The organism is Sphingobium boeckii, assembly GCF_014199215.1.
GTDB classification, from domain to species: Bacteria; Pseudomonadota; Alphaproteobacteria; order Sphingomonadales; family Sphingomonadaceae; genus Sphingobium_A; species Sphingobium_A boeckii.
The window spans coordinates 126,303-144,889 of record NZ_JACIJC010000002.1 but is presented as its reverse complement, the minus strand read 5'-3'; the positions used below and the strand labels follow the sequence as shown (position 1 = coordinate 144,889).

The following is an 18,587-nucleotide window of genomic DNA, read 5'->3' as shown; positions in this document are numbered from 1 at the left end:
CCGCTCGCAATAGGGTCGCGACTTTGAAATGGACCCTGAAACAAGTTCAGGGTGACGGCCGTGTAACTCGCCTCAGTTCTTCGGTGGCGGCGGGACGGTGATCTTCACCGCTTCGCCCGAATTGCCGGGAAAGCCGGTAAACAGCGCCTCGATCAGATTGGGCACGAGATAGGTCAGCCGATCGGTGCTGGAGACGGCCTTGGCCGAGCCTTCGAACAGACGCTGGCCATTGCCCTGACGCTCGATCACCATATCGAGATCGCTGGTGTAAACGGTGTAGCTCTGCACATCATTGCCATAGCCGCCCCACATGAAGGGATCATGGAAGCCCATCAGATAGCCGCGACGGCCCCAGCCGCCATAGCCGCCGCCCCAGCCACCCCAACCGCCACGACCCCAGAAGGGATCGCCATAGCCGGCACCATAGAAACCGGGCGAACTGCGGATCTTCTCACGGCCGCGATCGACGCCGTAATCGAGCTTGACGATCATCGAAGCCTGGGCGGGCGACGCCGCGGGCTGATAGCCCTGCTGCACCAGCTCGGCGCTCACCAGCCGCGCATATTGGGAAAATTCGAGACCGCCCTGCAAGGCGGGATCCTGCGCGACCACCGCGAAGGTTTCGCCCTGCGGCGCGGGCATGGCCTGGAAGCGCGCGACATCGGCGCGGAAGCCGGTGGCGCACCCGCCCAGCGCCATCAAAGCGATCGGAGCGGCAGCGAGAGCGATTTTGCGGATGATCGTCATAGTGTCAAACCTTTTGAAGCGACTGTTCATATGTCGTTATGACAGGAGCATAAGTCAAATCGGCTGAACGCAGATTGAACGCGCAAACCAACCATCAGGTTGCACGGTTCGCCGCACGCAGCAGACCCAGCGCATCATAAGCCGCATCCAGCGTCGGCGCGGCCAGCGCCCGCGCCTTGGCCGCGCCATGCGCGAGATAGGCGTCGAGCTGCGCGGTATCGGTGCGCAATTCATTATAGCGCGTGGTGATCGGCCCCAGCACGGAAACCAGAAGATCCGCCAGCGCGGGCTTGAACTGCCCGAATCCCTGGCCCGCGAATTGCGCCAGCACCGCTTCGGGCGTGGTATCGGCCAGCGTGGCATAGATGTTGACCAGATTGCGCGCTTCGGGCCGGCCCTCCAGCGCGGCGATATCATCGGGCAGCGCATCGGCATCGCTCTTCGCCTTGCGCACCTTCTGCGCGATCATGTCCACATCATCCGACAGATTGACCCGGCTCATGTCCGACGGATCGGATTTGGACATTTTCGCGGTGCCATCGCGCAAAGACATGATTCGCGCCGCGGTCTTGGGGATATAGGCATCGGGAATGGTGAACACCTCGCGCCCGAAATCCTGATTGAACTTGATCGCGATATCGCGCGTCAGCTCCAGATGCTGGCGCTGATCCTCGCCTACCGGCACATGGGTGGATTGATAGATCAGGATGTCGGCGGCCTGGAGCACGGGATAGACATAGAGGCCGACGCTCGCGCCCTCCTTGTTCTTCCCCGATTTCTCCTTGAACTGGGTCATCCGGTTGAGCCAGCCAATCCGCGCCGTGCCGTTCAGCAACCAGGCGAGCTCGGCATGTGCAGGCACCTGCGCCTGATTGAACAGCGTCGAGCGATCGGGATCGACCCCGGCGGCGATCAGCGCGGCGGCCATGTTGCGCGTATTGTCACGCAATTCGGCGGGATCATTGTGGACGGTGATCGCGTGGAGATCGGCGAGGAAATAGAGACACTCCCCCCCCTCCGCGCCAACGGTATCCTGCATCTTCACCCAATTCTTGATCGCGCCCAGATAATTGCCGAGGTGGAGATGGCCGGTGGTCTGGATGCCGGAAAGAACGCGCATGATAGGGCTTTCGCTTAAAGTGTGCGCTGCGGATGCCCGCCCGGTGCGCAATGTGCAAGCGCGGGATGGGAGGCGGAGGAAGGAATGGCGGAATTTCGCCAAAGGTCACACAAGGGTCACACTGTCTGGCACAATGGCTGTGTGATCGGGTTGGCGGTATCCCGGCTAGTTAGCAAAGCGGTTGGTGCTGCTGTCGGTGTCGGTTAGGGTCTCGAAGAAGCAGCGCTGGGCGATGGGGGGCAATGGTACGCGGGAGACATGTCCGATGCACTCGCCAAACAAAGAGGGAATAATATTCGATAATGGGGTTGTAGGAAAGAGTTTTGATTAACGAGTAAAGCCATCACCACCTGCTGTTCTTTTGGCAGAGTTGCGCTTTTGCAAAATTTTATTTTCACGCCAAAATACATGGCAGGAAGCAGAGTGGGCCGAGTTTGAAGGATGACGAGAAATGGAATGATCGGAGACGAACTCCGAAATATTGCCATCACATCCGGCTGAACGGTTCCATAATATTCGAGCTTTGCATTGGATCGTTCACTTAGGTGATGCGCTCAAGCTTCGGAAATATTGTTTGAAGAATGCGCCGCCAGTCATCTGAGCAAATCTTGGCTTAATCGCAATTTGCTCATCCCAAGTAAGTAGGTCTTTGTGAAGAATTTTCAGAATATCTTCTTCTATGACGGCTTCGTCCGCATCCGACAGCCCTAGAGTAGTGCCGAATATACGCTTTGTTTGAGTGCTTTCGGGAGGTGTCAGTAGTTGCATATTAGCCGGGTGAAAAGCGAAGCCAATAAATACGATTGTTTCTGCTTTGGTCACAGCATCGTGCATCAACGCGAGCGTATCGTCGTCGCCCATGCCTTCCGTGAAAGTTTTTACGCGCTGGGCGGCTGTGAGGAGGTTCGTGGTGCTTGAGCCAAATGGGACTGCGTTATGCGGGTCTTGCCATGGTAACGGTCCAACTTTGCCATAAGGGTGGTAGATAGGAAGATTGATCATGATCTGCTCGGCTTCAGGCATAGTCAGGTCATAATAATCAGCCAGAGCCTGGATCAAAAATCGCTCAATACACCGATCATAATTAAACGTGATTATGCTCACGTTTTCGAATACGGACGATGCACGCGCGCGAGATACGTTTTCTGTCAGCATTTGGAAGAAGCCAACATACCAGGTTCCTATTAAAGCATGAAGATTAAATTTTCCTGAAATGGTATTGTGCGAACCCAAAGCGCTTTCTCGTTCTGCATCCAATATGCTTTTGACAATTCCAAGTTTACCGCAAAGCTCCATCTCAACGTCTCCCTGATGGGCGTTGAGAAAATTATCTATTGAGATAGCTGCTGCTGGAAGAACATCGGCGATGCGCCACGCCTTGTATAAATATGGATTAATGTCTCCCGATCTTCCATCAGGTAGCTTTGCATAATCTCTCAACGCCTGCGTGATTTGAATGTCACCGCTATATTGACCTTTGGTATTATCGAATTTGATATTCAAGAGTGAAGCGATTTTGCTCTTGAGACCTTCCCCACTGGGAAGATTGGCCTCGCAACTTGCGCCCGCTCCGATAATGAAAAGTGTCTTAGAATTGAACATGTCGATATAGTAACGGTTGAATTGCGATATTCAACCGACGTAACACACGTTAACTGGTAAGAATTCGACCTGCTCCGGAGTTCCTAACAAAATAGAATAGGAATCCTTACCACTGCGACTAGCGGCACGCCGCCGAGTCTCGATGCGCCCCGCGAAGGAGGGGAGGGTGCGAGACAGTTCCAACCCGATTTATATTCGCCTAGCGGCCCAGAAACTGGCTATAACTCGGAGCAATCATTTGGTGTTGGTGGGCGGCTGTGAATCCGAACGCTTGATGAAAAGCCTTGGCCACTCAGCCCGCCTTCTTCCGCCGCAACAACAGCATGATCCCGTCGCGGTCCATCGCGCCGATCGCGAAAGCGACGGCGAAATAGACCACGCCCCCGGTGCCGACGAGCGCGGTGACGCCGGCCAGGCGCTCGATTACCGATCCCGCGAACCAGTCCGTCAGCAGCACCCGCAATCCGTAAAGCGCTACGACCATGACGAGGCCAGCCGCGATCTGGCGGGCGATGCGGCTCCAGAGCCAGTTTTCGATGCGGAAATGGCCGCGGTGGCGCAGGATGACATAGAGCATCACTGCATTGAGCCATGAACAGGCGGATATGGCGATGGCGAGGCCGTAGATGCCGAAGGGGGGGATCAGCAGGAAATTGAGCACGACATTGGCGACGAGCACGATCACCGCGGTCTTGACCGGGGTCTTGGTATCCTTGCGCGCATAAAAACCCGGCGTGATGACCTTGACCAGCACATAAGCGGGCAGGCCCGAGACGATGATCGCGAGCGTGTTGCCGGTGATCATCGCATCCTCGGCGGTGAATTTGCCGCCCTGGAACAGCGCGGAGACGAGCGGCCCGGCGACCACGGCGAGCGCGAGCGCGGCGGGCAGGCAGAGCAGCATGGAGAGTTCGACCGCCTGACCCTGCACCTTGGCGGCTTCGTCGGGCTCGCCCTTGCTGATGAAGCGGCTGATCTGCGGCAGGATCGCGGTGCCCAGCGCGGTGCCGATCACGGACAAAGGAAGCTGGTTCAGCCGGTCCGAATAATTGATGTAGCTCATCGAACCTTCGGGCAGGCGCGTGGCGAAGAAGGTGTCGATGAGCTGGCTGATCTGATAGACGCCCGCGCCCAAAGTGGCGGGAATGACGACCACGAAGAATTGCTTCACGCCCGGCGTGATGACGGGCTTGCGCCATTTGAGCGAGACGCCGGCCTTGCGCGCGCTGTTCCACATCAGGGCCAATTGCAGGAAGCCGCCCGCGGTGACGCCCATGGAGAGCGCGGTGGCGCTGGCCGCGCCGCCGGTGGGCACGATGATCAAAGCGATCAGCATGGCCACGTTCAAGAGCGCCGGAGCAAAGGCCGCCGCGGCGAATTTGGTCAATGAATTGAGAACGCCCGAGAAGAGCGAGACGAGGCTGATCAGCAGCAGATAGGGCATGGTGATCCGCGTGAGGAACACCGTGAGTTCGAATTTCGCGGGCTCGTCAACAAACCCCGATGCGATCGCGCCGACGAAGAGCGGCATGGCGAGTTCGAACACGAGCGTGAACAGGAAGAGCGTGGGCAGGAACACCGCCAGCACCTCTTCGGAAAACTTGCGCGCTTCCTCCATGCCGCCCGGCCCGTGATACCGCTGGCTGAACAGCGGCACGAAGCCGGCGGAAAAGGCACCTTCGCCAAAGAGACGACGGAAGGTGTTGGGCAGGCGGAACGCCACCAGGAACGCATCCGCCGCCCCGCTGGCGCCCATGATGCGCGACATCATCATCTCGCGCGCAAAGCCGAAGACGCGGCTGACCATGGTCAGCCCGCCGATCGTGCCCATGGACTTGATCAGGCTCATCGGCGCGTCTTCCTTTTAATCGTCGGTCTGGCCCGGGCTTATGCCTGGCCTTCCGGCTCCGCATTGGCCAGCGCGTCCTGCTGCCCCTGAAGCTGGCTCATGTAGAGCGCGCCGAAATCGATGGGTTCGAGCAGCAAAGGCGGGAAGCCGCCATCGCGGACGGCGTCCGCCAGCACGCGGCGGGCGAAGGGGAAGAGGATGCGCGGCGCTTCGGCGAGCAGGAAAGGCTGAAGCTGGTCTTCGGGGATGTTGCGCAGCCCGAAGAGGCCAGCGTAAGCGAGTTCGACCTGGAAGGCGACCTTGTCCGCGGAATCGGCGCGCACGTCGATCTTGAGCATCACTTCGTAGACGTCTTCGCCGGCCTGCTGCGAGCCGATGTTGAACTGAACGTCGATGCGCGGCTGGCCCTGCCACTGATAGACCGCGGGGGCATTGGGGTTCTCGAACGAGAGATCCTTCACATATTGCGAGATCATCCCGGCCTGAGGCGCGGTATCCTCGCCATTGGCCAGTGGATCGATCGTGGTGTTCGCGCCTGCTTCATCGGCCATTTGGTATCGCCCTTAATTCTATAGTGAATGTCTGTGTCGGGCCGCGCGGCGACCCCGCCGAACGACCTATGCCGCGCGCGACTAGCAGCGGGCGGAGACGAGGGCAATGGCGGGGTTGGCGGTTGTGAAGGAGAGGACTGGCATTGTGCGGTGTTTCTGCGCTATGATTGGTGTTTGAAACGCGGCGCACGCATCCCTATGTAGGACGCAGTGTGCGAACGGAGGCCCTGTGACGACGGTTGTAATTCTTGCCATGGTATCGGCTTTCCTCGCTTTCCGGCTCTATTCGGTGCTGGGCAAGCGGACCGGTCATGAGCAGCAGCCCCTCCCGCGGGCCGCCGACGAACGCGCCTCCACTGCGCCGCCCTCCACGCCGCTGGGCGAGACCGCGCCCGATGCGCGCAGCCTGCCCGATCCCTTGGTCGCGCCCGGTGCCCTTGCCGGCGTCCGCGCGATCGCAGCCGCCGACAATCAGTTCGAACCCGGCCGCTTCGTCGAGGGCGCCAAGGCGGCCTATCGCATGACGCTGGAAGCCTATTGGAAGGGCGACGAGGAAACCCTGCAGGAGCTTGCCGCCGATGACGTGCGCGCGGCGTTTCTGGAAGCGATCGCAGACCGCAAGGCGGCGGGCCATGTGCTGGACAACCGCCTGGTCGCGATTGAAAAGGCGAGCATCTCCGACGCGGTGCTCGAAGGGCAGACCGCACGGGTCACCGTCCAGTTCGACGCCGATATCGCCGCGGTGACCCGCGACGCCGAGGGCAATGTGATCGCCGGCTCGATGAGCGACGCAGTGCCAACGCATGACGTGTGGACGTTCAGCCGCCAGGTGCGCGCGTCCGATCCCAACTGGATATTGATCGACACCGACGAGGCGGCCTGACCGTGATCCAGCGGGGGGCGTTGATCGCGCTGGCGGCGCTTGCGCTGGGCGCGTGCAGCGCACGGATCGTGCCGCCGGGCGCGCCTGCACCCACCGATCCCATAGCCGCCCCGCAATTCACCACGCCCTTGCCCGCCATCCCCGTGGCCGCGCCGGTGACGACGGCGCTCAACGCCCGCGCGGCAGGCGCGATTGCCGGAACGCCGATCGCCGCTCTGCCGATTGCGCAGGCGCAGGCCGAACGTGCGTTGAAAGCGTTCCAGACAAGCTGCCCCGCGCTCATCAAGCGCAATGACAGCAGTGGGCTGACCCGCGGCGCGGATTGGGCCGCTGCCTGCGCCGCAGCGCCGGACTGGAACGCTAGCGACGCTCCCGGTTTTTTCAGGCGCTATTTCGAGACCGTGCAGATCGGCACGGGTGCCGCCCATGCCACGGGCTATTTCGAACCCGAGATTGCAGGATCGCGCACGCGCGGCGCAGGCTATGATGTGCCGGTCTATCGCAAGCCGGGGGATCTGGTGGATGTCGATCTCGGCCTGTTCAGCGAGGACCTGAAGGGCAAAAAAGTGCGCGGCCGCGTCGAGAAGGGCGCGTTGGTGCCTTATTATCAGCGCAGCGAGATCGTGGACGGGGCGTTGGCGGACAAGGGGCTCGAACTCGCCTGGGCCGCGGACCCGGTGGAATTCTTCTTCCTGCAGATCCAGGGCTCCGGACGGCTCAAGCTGCCCGACGGATCGGTGATGCGGATCGGCTATGATAATCAGAACGGTCGCGGCTATACCGGGATCGGCAAATTGCTGCTTGATCGCGGGCTGGTGCCCAAGGGGCAAGCCTCGATGCAGGGCATCATGAGCTGGCTGCGCGCCAATCCCGAACAGGGTCGCGCCGTGATGGACGAGAACAAGAGCTTCGTCTTCTTCCGCGAACTGACCGGGGCGGGGCCGCTGGGGGCGATGGGTTTGCCCGTGGCCGGTGGCGCGAGCGTCGCGACCGATCCCGATTTCACGCCCCTGGGCGCGCCCGTCTTCCTCTCGCTCGATCGCGCGGAAGCCGCGGGGATCTGGGTGGCGCAGGATGTCGGCGGCGCGATCAAGGGGGCCAATCGGTTCGATACCTTCTGGGGCGCAGGCGCGCGCGCACGGGCGATCGCGGGCGGCATGTCTGGCAGGGGGACGGCCTTTCTGCTGCTGCCGATCGGCACCGTGGCGCGCCTGAATGCGGAAAGCGGCCATGCCGGGCCGTCGGCTCGGCGCTGAAGAGCGCGCGCTGTGGGCGCGGGTGATCGAGAGCGTCAATCCGATCGCACCGGCGCGGGCAGCCCCCGCCGAAACACCGGCATCAGCGCCACCGCCCAAACCGGCTCTGCCCAAATCCAGAGTGCGCGCGGCACCGGTCGCGGTGAAGCCGCCGCCGCTCGCCAAAACCCCGCCCAGGCCAGAGCCATCGAACACGCTGGACGGGAGTTGGGACCGCAGGCTGGGCAAGGGCGTGGTCAGCCCGGATTTCGCGGTCGACCTGCATGGCCATACGCTCGAATCCGCGCATCGGCTGCTTGATGCCAGCCTGGAGCGCGCGATCGCCGATGGCGCGCGCGTGGTGTTGCTCATCACGGGAAAAGCGCCAAAATCTCAATCGCTTGGTGGTCCGCCGAAGCGCGGCTTGATTCGCGCGGCGGTGGGCGACTGGATCGCTTATTCCCGCCACGGCAGTGCGATTGCCGCCGTGCGCAATGCACACCCGCGTCATGGCGGGGCAGGGGCGCTGTATATCATCCTCAAACGGGGAAGAACGGTTTCTTAATCTCTTCCATCAATCGTTCCTTAACCCGGCAATGCGAATGGTGCGCGTTCAAGAGGCCTTAGCGACGGCCCGCCGATTTCTGAGGATCATCAAGCGATATCATGGAAGGCGATTCTCTCAAGAACCGGGCATTTGCCTTCGCCCTGTGCATCGGCGCAGGAACCTTCATCCTCGCGATGCTGGCGGGGAGCAGCGCCGCGGCCTCCCATGCCGGCAACGCTGGAAACGCGCTGGTGGTCGCGATCATCTGCGCCGCGATGAGCTGGGCTTCGGCCAATCAAACGCTGACCGTGGTGGCCAATGCTGTGGACGCAGCGATCAAGCGCCTGATCGAAGCCGCGCAAGGCGATTTCGAAGCGCCCACGCCAGATGCGGTGCGCCAATGCTTGCCCGAACTGGCCAAGACGATGGACGCCATGTTCATCGAAACGCGCTCCACGCTGGAAAGCATCAACAATCTGGCGATGTTCGATCCGGTAACAGGATTGCCGAACCGCACCAATTTCCGCCGCGATGTGGAACGGACGCTGATCGATCTGCCCGATGATACGGTGTCGGCGCTGCTGTTCGTGGACCTCGACAATTTCAAGATGGTGAACGACACGCTGGGCCATGCCCAAGGCGACCAGCTTCTGGTGAGGGTTGCCAATCGGCTGCGCACCGTGCTGCATTCGGAGCGCGCCGCCGGACGCGAAGGCGCGGCGCATGGCGTGCTCGGCCGGCTGGGCGGCGATGAATTCACCCTGTTCCTGCCCAGCGTGACGGGCGAGGCGGACGCGATGCGCGTGGCGCAGAAGATATTGAACGCGCTGAACGAGGATATCTCGCTTTCGGGCCACACCGTCCGCGTCGGCGCCTCGATCGGGGTCGCGCTGCATCCCGTCCATGGTCAGTCACTCACCACGCTCATGAAGGCGGCCGACGTCGCCATGTATCATGCCAAGGCGAGCGGGCGCGGTCAGGCGCAGCTCTACACCGATGCGCTGGCGGAGGATCTCACCGAAAAACTCGATCTGGAGCGCGATCTGCGCGTGGCGATCGAAAGCAAGCAGTTCACGCTCGCCTTCCAGCCGCAGGTGGATCTGATCAGTGGCGCGCCGACGTCGGCCGAAGCGCTGCTGCGCTGGAATCATCCGGAAACCGGGTTGCGCTTGCCCGGCGCGTTCATCGACACCGCCGAGGACAGCAATCTGATCATCGAGATCGGGGACTGGGTGATCGACGCGGTGGCGGCCACGATCGCGCGCTGGGATTCCTTTGGCATCCAGCAGCGCCTGTCGATCAACATCAGCCCGCGCCAGATCGAGCAACGCGATTTCTTCAGCCGTCTGCGCGAGCGGATGGACTATCATGGCGCGCCGCCCCGTCTGCTTGAGCTGGAGATCACAGAGGCACTGGCGATGACCTGCGGCGAAGCGGTGTTTAAGGAAATGGCCGCGTTCCGCCGCGATGGCGCGATGATCGCGATCGACGATTTCGGCACGGGCTATTCGAATTTCGCGCGGCTGCGGGATATGCCGATCGACCGGGTGAAGCTCGATCGCAGCCTGATCGCCGACATCGCCAGCTCCGAACAGGCGCGGATCATCGCGCAGGCCATGATCGGGCTGATCCACGGCCTGGGCCACAAGGTGGTCGCCGAGGGCGTGGAGACCCGCGATCAGATCGACGTTTTGAAAGTGATCGGCTGCGATTCCTTCCAGGGCTATGCGATTGCGACGCCGATGGACGAGCAGAGCTTTATCGACTGGTCGAAAGCGGACGGGCCGATTCTGGCGGTGGCGTGACGCTGTTTCAGTAGCAAACCGTTTGTCCCGAGCGAAGTCGAGGGACGTTGGACCAAGCACCACGTCCCTCGACTTCGCTCGGGACAAACGGGTATTTTAAACCAAAATCGACTTTGATCGTTTCAACGCCGCTTCAATGATATCCGCGAAAATATCCGTCAGCACGGCGATATCCTGAACTGCGACAGCCTCGTCAAGCTTGTGCATCGTCGCGTTCAGCAGGCCAAATTCCACCACCGGGCAGAGTTTGGACAGGAAGCGGGCGTCGGACGTGCCGCCGGTGGTCGACAGTTCGGGCGTGATCCCCGTGTGTTTGGTTATGGCTGCCGAGATCATGTCGGAAAAGGCACCAGGCGGGGTGAAGAAGGCCTCACCGGAGATTTTCGCTTCCAGCGCGGCGCGGGGCGATTCCTCCTCGCAGATCGCCCGAATGCGCGCGGCCAGCGCTTCGCCGCTGTGGAGATCGTTGAAGCGGATGCTGAGCCGCGCCTTGGCGGCGGCGGGGATCACATTGGTGGCGGGATTGCCCACTTCCACATCCGTGATCTCGATATTGGAGGCCTGAAACCAGTCCGTGCCCTCATCCAATGTGATCGCCTCGATCCGGGAAAGGATGCGGACCAGCGCGGGGATGGGATTGTCGGCCAGATGTGGATAGGCAACATGCCCCTGCGTGCCCGCGACGGTGATCCACATATTGACCGAGCCGCGCCGGCCGATCTTGATCATGTCGCCCAGCCGGTTGACCGACGTGGGCTCGCCGACCAGGCACAGATCTGGGATCTGGCCCGCCGCCTGCATATGCTCGATCAGGACCACCGTGCCGTGCACCGCCGGGCCTTCCTCGTCGCCGGTAATGATCAGGCTGATCGTGCCGGGATGATCGGCATGGCGCGCGGCAGCCGCCACAAAGGCCGCGATCGAGCCCTTCATATCCACCGCCCCTCGGCCATAGAGCAGGTCACCCCGGATTTGGGGGGTGAAGGGATCGCCGGCCCAGCCAGCGCCGGGCGGCACGACATCGAGATGCCCGGCATAAGCAAAATGCGGCGCGCCCGACCCGCGGATGGCGAAGAGGTTTTCCACCGGGCCATCCGGCGCATCACCTGCGATGAAGCGGTGCACCGCAAAGCCGATGCCCGCCAGCGCTTCCTCCAGCACATCGAACACCGCGCCGGTGGCGGGGGTGACGCTGGGGCAGGCGATCAGACGGCAGGCGAGATCGACGGGATCGATGGAAATGCTCATGCCGATCGCCTAGCTTGCACATTCCAATTTGACCAGCCGGAGCGGCATCATGCCCAAGCTCGATCTCGAATCCCTTCCGCAGACCAATGCCACGGGCTATCCGCCCGTCTATGCCGACGTGATCCAAGAGCGCTGGTATCGCCGCCTGGCGCCAGCATCGGGGATCACCGATTTTGGCGCGAGCCATGTCGTGCTCAAGCCCGGTGCCTGGTCCGGTCAGCGCCACTGGCATGTGGGCGAGGATGAAATGGTGGTGATGATCGCCGGAGAGGCGACATTGGTGGATGATCTGGGGCGTCATCCGATGAAGGCCGGGGACGTTGCTGCCTTTCCCAAGAATGACGGCAATGGTCATGTGCTGATCAACGAAAGCGACATGGATTGCGTCTATGTGGCGATCGGGCGGCCTTCGAACTCCGACTGTCACTATCCCGATATCGACATGCACCTGTTCGCCGACAAGGGCGGGCAGCGGCGCAAGGATGGGTCGGAATTTTAGGGCTGACCCTCAATTCACCTTAAACCCGTTTGTGTCGAGCGCAATCGAGACACGTGGTGCAGGGGACAACGTCCCTCGACTTCGCTCGGGACAAACGGTTTTTTGGAAGCTGTGGTAAGACTCTATGCCCCCTGGGGCTGCTCGAACTTTTCGATCACCCAATCCTCGGCCTGCGCACCGGCGATCCAGTCCTGCATGAAGGGATGCGCGATCATAGCCTGCATATAGCCTTCGGCAAAACGCGCGATCGGGAGCGACCAGGTGATGAAGCGCGTCACCACCGGTGCAAACATGATATCGGCCGCGCCGAAATCACCGAACAGAAAGTCACCCGATCCGCCAAAGCGTGCGCGCGCCTCCGCCCAGAGCTGCATGATACGCACGATATCGTGCACCACGGGTTCGGACGGCGGCTGTGCCGGAAACACCTGACGGATGTTCATGCTATGCTCGCGGCGGAGCGCGGCGAAGCTGGAGTGCATTTCGGCAGCCATGGAGCGCGCCATCGCGCGGGCGGCATCGTCCTCGGGCCAGAATTTGTCGCGACCCGCTTTCTCGGCGAGATATTCGACGATCGCCAGACTGTCCCACACCACGGCATCGCCATCCCACAGGATTGGCACCTTGCCCGAGGAGGGGGCGAATTCATCCCCCTCGCGGCGATGATCCCAATCCTGATCGTAGAGCGGGACGACATTCTCCTCGAACGGCAGGCCGGACTGCCGCACTGCGAGCCAGCCGCGCAGCGACCATGACGAATAGGCCTTATTGCCGATGAAGAGTTTGAGCATGGGGGCGTGATAGAGGCGGAGGGGGAGTGAGACAACCACCTGAAAATTCCTCCCCCTTTGGGGGGAGGGGGACCGCTTGCGGTGGAGGGGCAGTGGCAGTTCCCCGCCTTGTCCAAACCTCGCGCGTTGACTGCCCCTCCGTCAGGCTGCGCCTGCCACCTCCCCGTGCCGGGGAGGGATGAAGAATCAGCTCACCGCTTCGATCACCAGCGCGCGGAGTTCGGCTATGCCTTCGCCGGTGTCGCTCGACGTGGCGATCACATCGGGATGCGCCGCGGGGCGGGTGCGCGCTTCGGCGATCGTTTTCGCCAGCACATCGGCGAGTTCGGTGTCCTTGATCTTGTCCGCCTTGGTCAGCACGATGCGATAGCTGACGGCCGCCTCGTCGAGCATCTTCATCACATCGCGATCGACATCCTTGATGCCATGGCGCGAATCGACCAGCACCAAAGTGCGCTTGAGAACGGTGCGACCGCGCAGGAAATCGTTGATCAGGAAGCGCCAGCGCAGCACGACATCCTTGGGTGCCTTGGCAAAGCCGTAACCCGGCATATCGACCAGGCGAAACAGCAAAGGCTCCGTTCCGACGTCGAAGAAATTCAGCTCCTGCGTGCGGCCCGGCGTGTTGGAGGTCCGCGCGAGCGAATTGCGCCCGGTGAGCGCGTTCAGCAGCGAGGATTTGCCGACGTTGGACCGGCCCGCGAAGGCGACTTCCGGCGCGTCCATATCGGGCAGATATTTGAGCGAGGGCGCGGACTTCAGGAAATTGATCGGGCCGGCAAAGATCTTGCGCGCGTTTTCGATCGCTTCCTCGGTCAGGATGTCTGGCGTGATGTCCTCAGTCATCTACCCGTCATCCTCGCGCAGGCGGGGATCCCGCTTTTCCGTGAAGCATCCGAAGAAGGAAGAAGCGGGATCCCCGCTTGCGCGAGGATGACGGGGAAAGAGCAAAATCCCCTCACTTCGCCTTCGCTTCGACCTGGCCCAGCGTGGGATGGCGGCTGTAGAGCCATTTCTGCTGGGCGATGGAGAGGCAGTTGTTGGTGAGCCAGTAAAGCTGCAGGCCCGCCGCGAACGGCGCCATGATGAACATGAACACCCAGGGCATGATGCCGAACACCTGCGCCTGCACCGGATCGGCGGGGGCGGGGTTCAGCTTGAACTGGAGATACATGGAGACGCCAAGCAGGATCGGCAGCACGCCCAGCGCCAGGAATTGCGGCGGGGTGAAGGCGAGCAGGCCGAACAGATTGACCGGGGTCATCGGATCGGGCGCGGAGAGATCCTTGATCCAGCCGACAAACGGCTGATGCCGCATTTCGATCGTAAGCATCAGCACCTTGTAAAGCGCGTAGAAGATCGGGATCTGCAGCACGATCGGGAGGCAGCCCGCGAGCGGATTGACCTTTTCCTGCTGATAGAGTTTCAGCATCTCGGCCTGCAATTTCTGCTTGTCGTCCTTGTGACGCTCCTGCAGCGCCTTCATCTTGGGCTGGATGACGCGCATTCCGGCCATCGACTTGAACTGCTTTTGCGCGACGGGGAACATCAGGCCGCGGATGATGACCGTAAGGCCGATGATCGCGACGCCAAAATTGCCGAACATGCGGAACAGCCAGTCGAGCAGATAGAAGATCGGCTTGGCAAACCAATAGAACCAGCCCCAATCGATGCCCTTGTCAAACTGCGCGATGCCCAGATTCTTCTCATAGCCATCGAGCAGGCTGACTTCCTTGGCACCCGCGAAGAAATGGGTGGAGGCGGTGGTGGCCTTGCCCGCCGGAACGATCTGCGGCTGGGCGGTGAAATCGGCCTGATAATTCTTGTCGGTGCCGACGCGGAAAGTGGCGTCGATATTCGATTTCTGATCGGGCACCAGCGCGGTCAGCCAATATTTGTCGGTAAAGCCAAGCCAGCCGCCCTTGGAGGCGAAACGCTGGCCATTGTTGCCGGCTTCATCGAGATCCGAAAAATTGATGCTGTAATTCGCCGCGGCATTGAACACGGCCATGGGGCCGGTGTGGATCGTCCAGCTACTGGGATCCTTCGACACGCCCTGACGGCTGACGAAGCCGAAGGGCTGCGCAGCCACGGGGGCGGCACCGGCGTTGGAGAGTTTTTGCGAGACGGTGAACATGTAATTCTCGTCGATCGCAAAGAGGATTTCGAAAATCTGGCCCTGGCCGTTATTCCAGCTCAGCGTGACCGGCGTGGCCGGCGTAAGCGCCCCGCTGCTGGCGGTCCAGATGGTGTCGGGGCCGGGAAGCGCGACGCCCTGGCCGGTCCAGCCGAAGCCGGCGAACTGGCTGTCCTTCGCGCCGCCGGGGGACAGCAGGCGGATCGGGGGCGAATTCTTGGCGATCGTCTCGCGATATTTGGTGAGCGTGAGATCATCGATCCGCGCGCCCTTCAGATTGATCGAGCCCTGCAACGCAGGCGTGGCGATCTTCACGCGTGGCGATTCGGCGAGCACCAGCGTCCGTTCGCGCAGCGCCGCGGGGGCGTTGGCAGCCGGAATGGCCGACGGGCTCGGCACCGGCACGGTCTTGCCGTCCACGATCTTGGTCACGGGCGGATTCGCGGTGGGGAAAAAGCGATCGGACACCGCGCTCCAGCCAAACAGCACGAGGGCAGACAGCACGATCGCCAGGATCATGTTGCGATTATTATCCAAAACTATTCCCCCAAAACATGGAATTGGCCGTATTCATTCAGACTGGCTTTCATGGAACCGGATCATGGCCCGCGCCACCCCAGGGATGGCACCGGCCGATGCGTTTGGCTGCGAGCCACCCGCCTTTGAATGCGCCATAGCGGCTAAGCGCAGTGATTGCATAGGCCGAACAGCTTGGGCTGTATCGGCAGGAGGGCGGCAGGACGCGCGAAGGCCCGATCTGCCAGAGCCACGCGATCAGAATGAGGAGCCTGGCGAGCATGGTCAGCCATGTCCGCCGTCACTTTCGTCACCCCGAACTCGTTTCAGGGTCCATTCTTCAACCGGCAAGATTGCGCCTGACGGCAGAATGGATGCTGAAACAAGTTCAGCATGACAGGAGAAGGGTATCACTGCGCCACTTTCGCCAGCGCCTTGACCAGTTGGCGCTTGAGATCATCGAAATCGCGTTCGATGCCGCCAGCCCGTCCGATCAGGATATGATCCGCGCCGGCGACGCCCTGAAGCGGCAGAAATTCGCGCGCAAGCGCACGAAAACGGCGCTTCATCCGATTCCGGACGACAGCGCCGCCAATCTTCTTGGTCACGGTGATGCCGATTCGCATCCCATCCGATCCATCCTTACGGTCATGAACCAGAAGGACGAATCCGGGCATGGCCGCACGCTTTCCACCATTGGCCGCAAGGAAATCCTTACGGCGGCGAATCGTGCTCAGGCCGAGAGGGACTTGCGGCCGCGCGCGCGGCGGGCGCGGATGATGTTGCGACCACCGGGGGTCGACATCCGCAGCCGGAAGCCGTGACGGCGGGCGCGCACGAGATTGCTCGGCTGAAAGGTGCGCTTCATCGCTCATTTCCTCAAACGTCTAAAATAGAAAAGGGCCACTCATGCGAGCGGCCGCTGTTGGAGGGGCGGATAGGCAAAAGACGGGTCAAAGTCAATCGCCTCCGACCCGATTTTGCTTCGCGATCGCCTCGCGGCGTTTCGCGCTCTGGCGTCTGAGGCTCCAGTCCGCCCAACTCCCATAGCGCGGATGCCGCTTCTTGAACGCCACATAGCGCTTTTTCGCCCAGAGCGAGTTCTTGAGAACAAGCCCGGCACCGACGCCGAAGAAGATGATCCCGCCCGGCCCCGGAAAGATGCCCACCACCGGCGCCAGGATGATCAGCAGGCAGCCGATCAGGAACAAGGCATAGCGAAAGCGCTCGCTTGCCAGCCATTGTTTGAAGCGGTCTCGCAAGGTCATGCAAGGGATGTGGGCACGCAGATGTGCCGCGACAAGACAATCCGTCGCGAAATTCGTCTCGACTCGCCTTCGTTTCGCCTTACAAACGAATTGGAACAAAAGGGGGGTAAATGGTCGCGATCGTCTCCACAGTGGCTTATCTCGGGCTGGAAGCGCGCGCGGTGGAAACGCAGGCGCAGATCGCGCCGGGCGTGCCAGGCTTTACGCTGGTCGGGCTGGGCGACAAAGCGGTGACCGAAAGCCGGGAGCGCGTGCGCGCGGCGATCGCGGCGCTCGGTCTGTCGCTGCCGCCCAAGCGCATCACGATCAACCTCTCCCCGGCGGATCTGCCCAAGGAGGGATCGCATTATGATCTGCCGATCGCCTTGGCCTTGCTGGGTGCGATGGGGGTGATCGATGCCGAGACGCTCGCATCCTATGTGGTGGTGGGCGAACTGGGGCTGGACGGGCGAGTGGCCGGATCGCCCGGCGTGTTGCTCGCCGCGCTCCATGCCTCCGAACGGCAATTGGGGCTGGTCTGCCCCGCGGCGCAGGGGCCGGAGGCGGCCTGGGCGGGGAATGTGGAGGTGATCGCCGCGCCCGATCTCCTCTCCTTGCTCAATCATTTCAAGGGCAGTCGCCTGCTGGCGCCGCCGATGCCGGGCGCGGTCAGCGATCCGGTGTCCGGCCCCGATCTGAAACAGGTAAAGGGGCAGGAGAGCGCCAAGCGCGCACTGGAGATCGCGGCGGCGGGCGGGCATAATATGCTGATGAGCGGACCGCCGGGATCGGGCAAGTCTCTCATGGCCTCATGCCTGCCCGGCATATTGCCCGAATTGACGCCGGGCGAGGCGCTGGAAGTGTCGATGGTCGCCTCGGTGGCAGGGGAAATGACCGACGGGCGGCTGATCCGCGCGCGGCCGTTCCGCAGCCCGCATCATTCGGCCTCGATGGCGGCGCTGGTCGGCGGCGGGCTGAAGGTGCGCCCCGGCGAGGTCAGTCTCGCGCATCTGGGGGTGCTGTTCCTCGATGAACTGCCCGAATTCCAGCGTGCCGTGCTCGATTCGCTGCGCCAGCCGCTGGAGACCGGGACGGTGAGCGTCGCGCGGGCCAATGCGCATGTCACCTTTCCCGCGCGCGTCCAGATGATCGCGGCGATGAACCCGTGCCGCTGCGGCCATCTGGGCGATGCCACGCTCGCCTGCTCGCGCGCGCCGCGCTGCGCCTCGGATTATCAGGCCAAGGTGTCCGGCCCCTTGCTCGACCGGATCGATCTGCATGTGGAGGTTCAGGCGGTCACAGCGGCGGACCTGATATTGCCGCCGCCCGCGGAAGGATCGGCCGAGGTCGCTGCGCGCGTGAGCGCCGCCCGCGCAATCCAGACGGCGCGCTATGCCGAGGCGGGCCTGCGCACCAATGCCGAAGCGGATGGCGATGTGCTCGATGCCTGCGCCACGCCCGACGAACCCGGCCGCAAATTGCTGGCGCAGGCGGCGGAAGCGATGCGCCTCTCCGCACGCGGCTACACCCGCATCCTGCGCGTGGCCCGCACGATCGCCGATCTGGCGGGCAGCGACGGGGTGGGGCGGGTGCATGTGGCGGAGGCGCTGAGCTATCGAAGACGGGCGCCGATGAACTGAGCGCTGTTGACGACCGTTCACTGAATCGTGGTTTGAGCTGCGTGACAGTGCAGCGAATCGCCTATTTCAATCGGGTGTCAAACCGCGGGCATTTTTTTGGGTGGTGACGCGCGTGAACGGCGTAAATCGCCCGTTGCCTATTCGGTGAGATGTGGAAATGCGGCAACAAG

19 protein-coding genes are annotated in these 18,587 nt (G+C 62.1%); 6 read left to right on the top strand and 13 right to left on the bottom strand.

Annotation, left to right across the window (positions count from 1 at the left end; translation table 11 throughout):
* Positions 1 to 72: 72 nt before the first annotated feature.
* From FHS49_RS05835 to secB, 5 genes are all read right to left on the bottom strand, one after another.
* Positions 73 to 747 carry a DUF4136 domain-containing protein gene (locus FHS49_RS05835; protein ID WP_184016310.1) on the bottom strand — a complete coding sequence of 225 codons (675 nt, stop codon included), beginning with the start codon at positions 745 to 747 and terminating at the stop codon, positions 73 to 75.
* A gap of 94 nt (positions 748 to 841) precedes the next feature.
* Entirely contained in the window at positions 842 to 1,867 is a 1,026-nt protein-coding gene (trpS, locus tag FHS49_RS05830) for a tryptophan--tRNA ligase (protein WP_184016308.1), read from the bottom strand.
* A gap of 537 nt (positions 1,868 to 2,404) precedes the next feature.
* The gene (locus FHS49_RS05825; RefSeq protein WP_184016307.1) at positions 2,405 to 3,469 is read right to left on the bottom strand and encodes a hypothetical protein; all 1,065 of its coding nucleotides are present in this window, start codon (positions 3,467 to 3,469) and stop codon (positions 2,405 to 2,407) included.
* Between the two features lie 292 nt (positions 3,470 to 3,761).
* Positions 3,762 to 5,318 (bottom strand): murein biosynthesis integral membrane protein MurJ, encoded by a 1,557-nt coding sequence (murJ, locus tag FHS49_RS05820; RefSeq protein ID WP_184016305.1) that lies wholly within the window; start codon positions 5,316 to 5,318, stop codon positions 3,762 to 3,764.
* Positions 5,319 to 5,356: 38 nt separating this feature from the next.
* Complete coding sequence (gene secB / locus FHS49_RS05815; protein ID WP_184016303.1) at positions 5,357 to 5,869, bottom strand: protein-export chaperone SecB; 513 nt, start codon at positions 5,867 to 5,869, stop codon at positions 5,357 to 5,359.
* Between the two features lie 229 nt (positions 5,870 to 6,098).
* Between secB and FHS49_RS05810 the strand changes: the two genes are divergently transcribed.
* The 4 genes from FHS49_RS05810 (at position 6,099) to FHS49_RS05795 (ending at position 10,339) form a co-directional block, all read left to right on the top strand.
* A complete protein-coding gene (locus tag FHS49_RS05810) occupies positions 6,099 to 6,752 on the top strand; it encodes a Tim44/TimA family putative adaptor protein (protein ID WP_184016301.1) in 654 nt (217 codons plus the stop codon).
* Positions 6,749 to 8,008, top strand: coding sequence for a murein transglycosylase A (gene mltA / locus FHS49_RS05805; RefSeq protein WP_221240430.1), 1,260 nt, complete (start codon positions 6,749 to 6,751; stop codon positions 8,006 to 8,008). The genes FHS49_RS05810 and mltA overlap by 4 nt, the downstream gene beginning before the upstream one ends.
* On the top strand, positions 7,983 to 8,552 hold the full coding sequence (locus FHS49_RS05800; protein WP_184016297.1) for a Smr/MutS family protein: 570 nt from the start codon (positions 7,983 to 7,985) through the stop codon (positions 8,550 to 8,552). The genes mltA and FHS49_RS05800 overlap by 26 nt, the downstream gene beginning before the upstream one ends.
* A 101-nt stretch (positions 8,553 to 8,653) precedes the next feature.
* A complete protein-coding gene (locus FHS49_RS05795; RefSeq protein WP_184016295.1) occupies positions 8,654 to 10,339 on the top strand; it encodes a putative bifunctional diguanylate cyclase/phosphodiesterase in 1,686 nt (561 codons plus the stop codon).
* Between the two features lie 96 nt (positions 10,340 to 10,435).
* On the opposite strand, the gene dapE is transcribed toward FHS49_RS05795, so the two are convergent.
* On the bottom strand, positions 10,436 to 11,587 hold the full coding sequence (gene dapE, locus FHS49_RS05790; protein ID WP_184016293.1) for a succinyl-diaminopimelate desuccinylase: 1,152 nt from the start codon (positions 11,585 to 11,587) through the stop codon (positions 10,436 to 10,438).
* A 49-nt stretch (positions 11,588 to 11,636) separates the two neighbouring features.
* On the opposite strand from dapE, the gene FHS49_RS05785 reads away from it, so the two are divergent.
* The gene (locus tag FHS49_RS05785; protein ID WP_184017336.1) at positions 11,637 to 12,086 is read left to right on the top strand and encodes a cupin domain-containing protein; all 450 of its coding nucleotides are present in this window, start codon (positions 11,637 to 11,639) and stop codon (positions 12,084 to 12,086) included.
* 122 nt (positions 12,087 to 12,208) lie between these two features.
* Here FHS49_RS05785 and FHS49_RS05780 read toward each other — a convergent pair whose 3' ends face one another.
* The 7 genes from FHS49_RS05780 to FHS49_RS05750 all read right to left on the bottom strand — a co-directional run bounded on the left by FHS49_RS05780 (position 12,209) and on the right by FHS49_RS05750 (position 16,798).
* The gene (locus FHS49_RS05780; protein WP_184016291.1) at positions 12,209 to 12,877 is read right to left on the bottom strand and encodes a glutathione S-transferase family protein; all 669 of its coding nucleotides are present in this window, start codon (positions 12,875 to 12,877) and stop codon (positions 12,209 to 12,211) included.
* A gap of 186 nt (positions 12,878 to 13,063) precedes the next feature.
* Complete coding sequence (gene yihA / locus FHS49_RS05775; RefSeq protein ID WP_184016289.1) at positions 13,064 to 13,723, bottom strand: ribosome biogenesis GTP-binding protein YihA/YsxC; 660 nt, start codon at positions 13,721 to 13,723, stop codon at positions 13,064 to 13,066.
* Between the two features lie 112 nt (positions 13,724 to 13,835).
* Entirely contained in the window at positions 13,836 to 15,551 is a 1,716-nt protein-coding gene (yidC, locus tag FHS49_RS05770; protein WP_184016287.1) for a membrane protein insertase YidC, read from the bottom strand.
* Positions 15,552 to 15,600: 49 nt separating this feature from the next.
* A complete protein-coding gene (gene yidD / locus FHS49_RS05765; protein ID WP_184016285.1) occupies positions 15,601 to 15,813 on the bottom strand; it encodes a membrane protein insertion efficiency factor YidD in 213 nt (70 codons plus the stop codon).
* 127 nt (positions 15,814 to 15,940) lie between these two features.
* Positions 15,941 to 16,207, bottom strand: coding sequence for a ribonuclease P protein component (gene rnpA, locus FHS49_RS05760; protein WP_246350391.1), 267 nt, complete (start codon positions 16,205 to 16,207; stop codon positions 15,941 to 15,943).
* 56 nt (positions 16,208 to 16,263) lie between these two features.
* A complete protein-coding gene (rpmH, locus tag FHS49_RS05755; protein WP_184017332.1) occupies positions 16,264 to 16,398 on the bottom strand; it encodes a 50S ribosomal protein L34 in 135 nt (44 codons plus the stop codon).
* A 91-nt stretch (positions 16,399 to 16,489) separates the two neighbouring features.
* A complete protein-coding gene (locus FHS49_RS05750; protein ID WP_184016283.1) occupies positions 16,490 to 16,798 on the bottom strand; it encodes a hypothetical protein in 309 nt (102 codons plus the stop codon).
* A gap of 110 nt (positions 16,799 to 16,908) precedes the next feature.
* Here FHS49_RS05750 and FHS49_RS05745 point away from each other — a divergent pair, with 110 nt between their 5' ends.
* Positions 16,909 to 18,417: a YifB family Mg chelatase-like AAA ATPase gene (locus FHS49_RS05745; RefSeq protein WP_184016281.1), complete on the top strand. Its 1,509-nt coding sequence runs from the start codon at positions 16,909 to 16,911 to the stop codon at positions 18,415 to 18,417.
* The last annotated feature ends 170 nt before the right edge of the window (positions 18,418 to 18,587 follow it).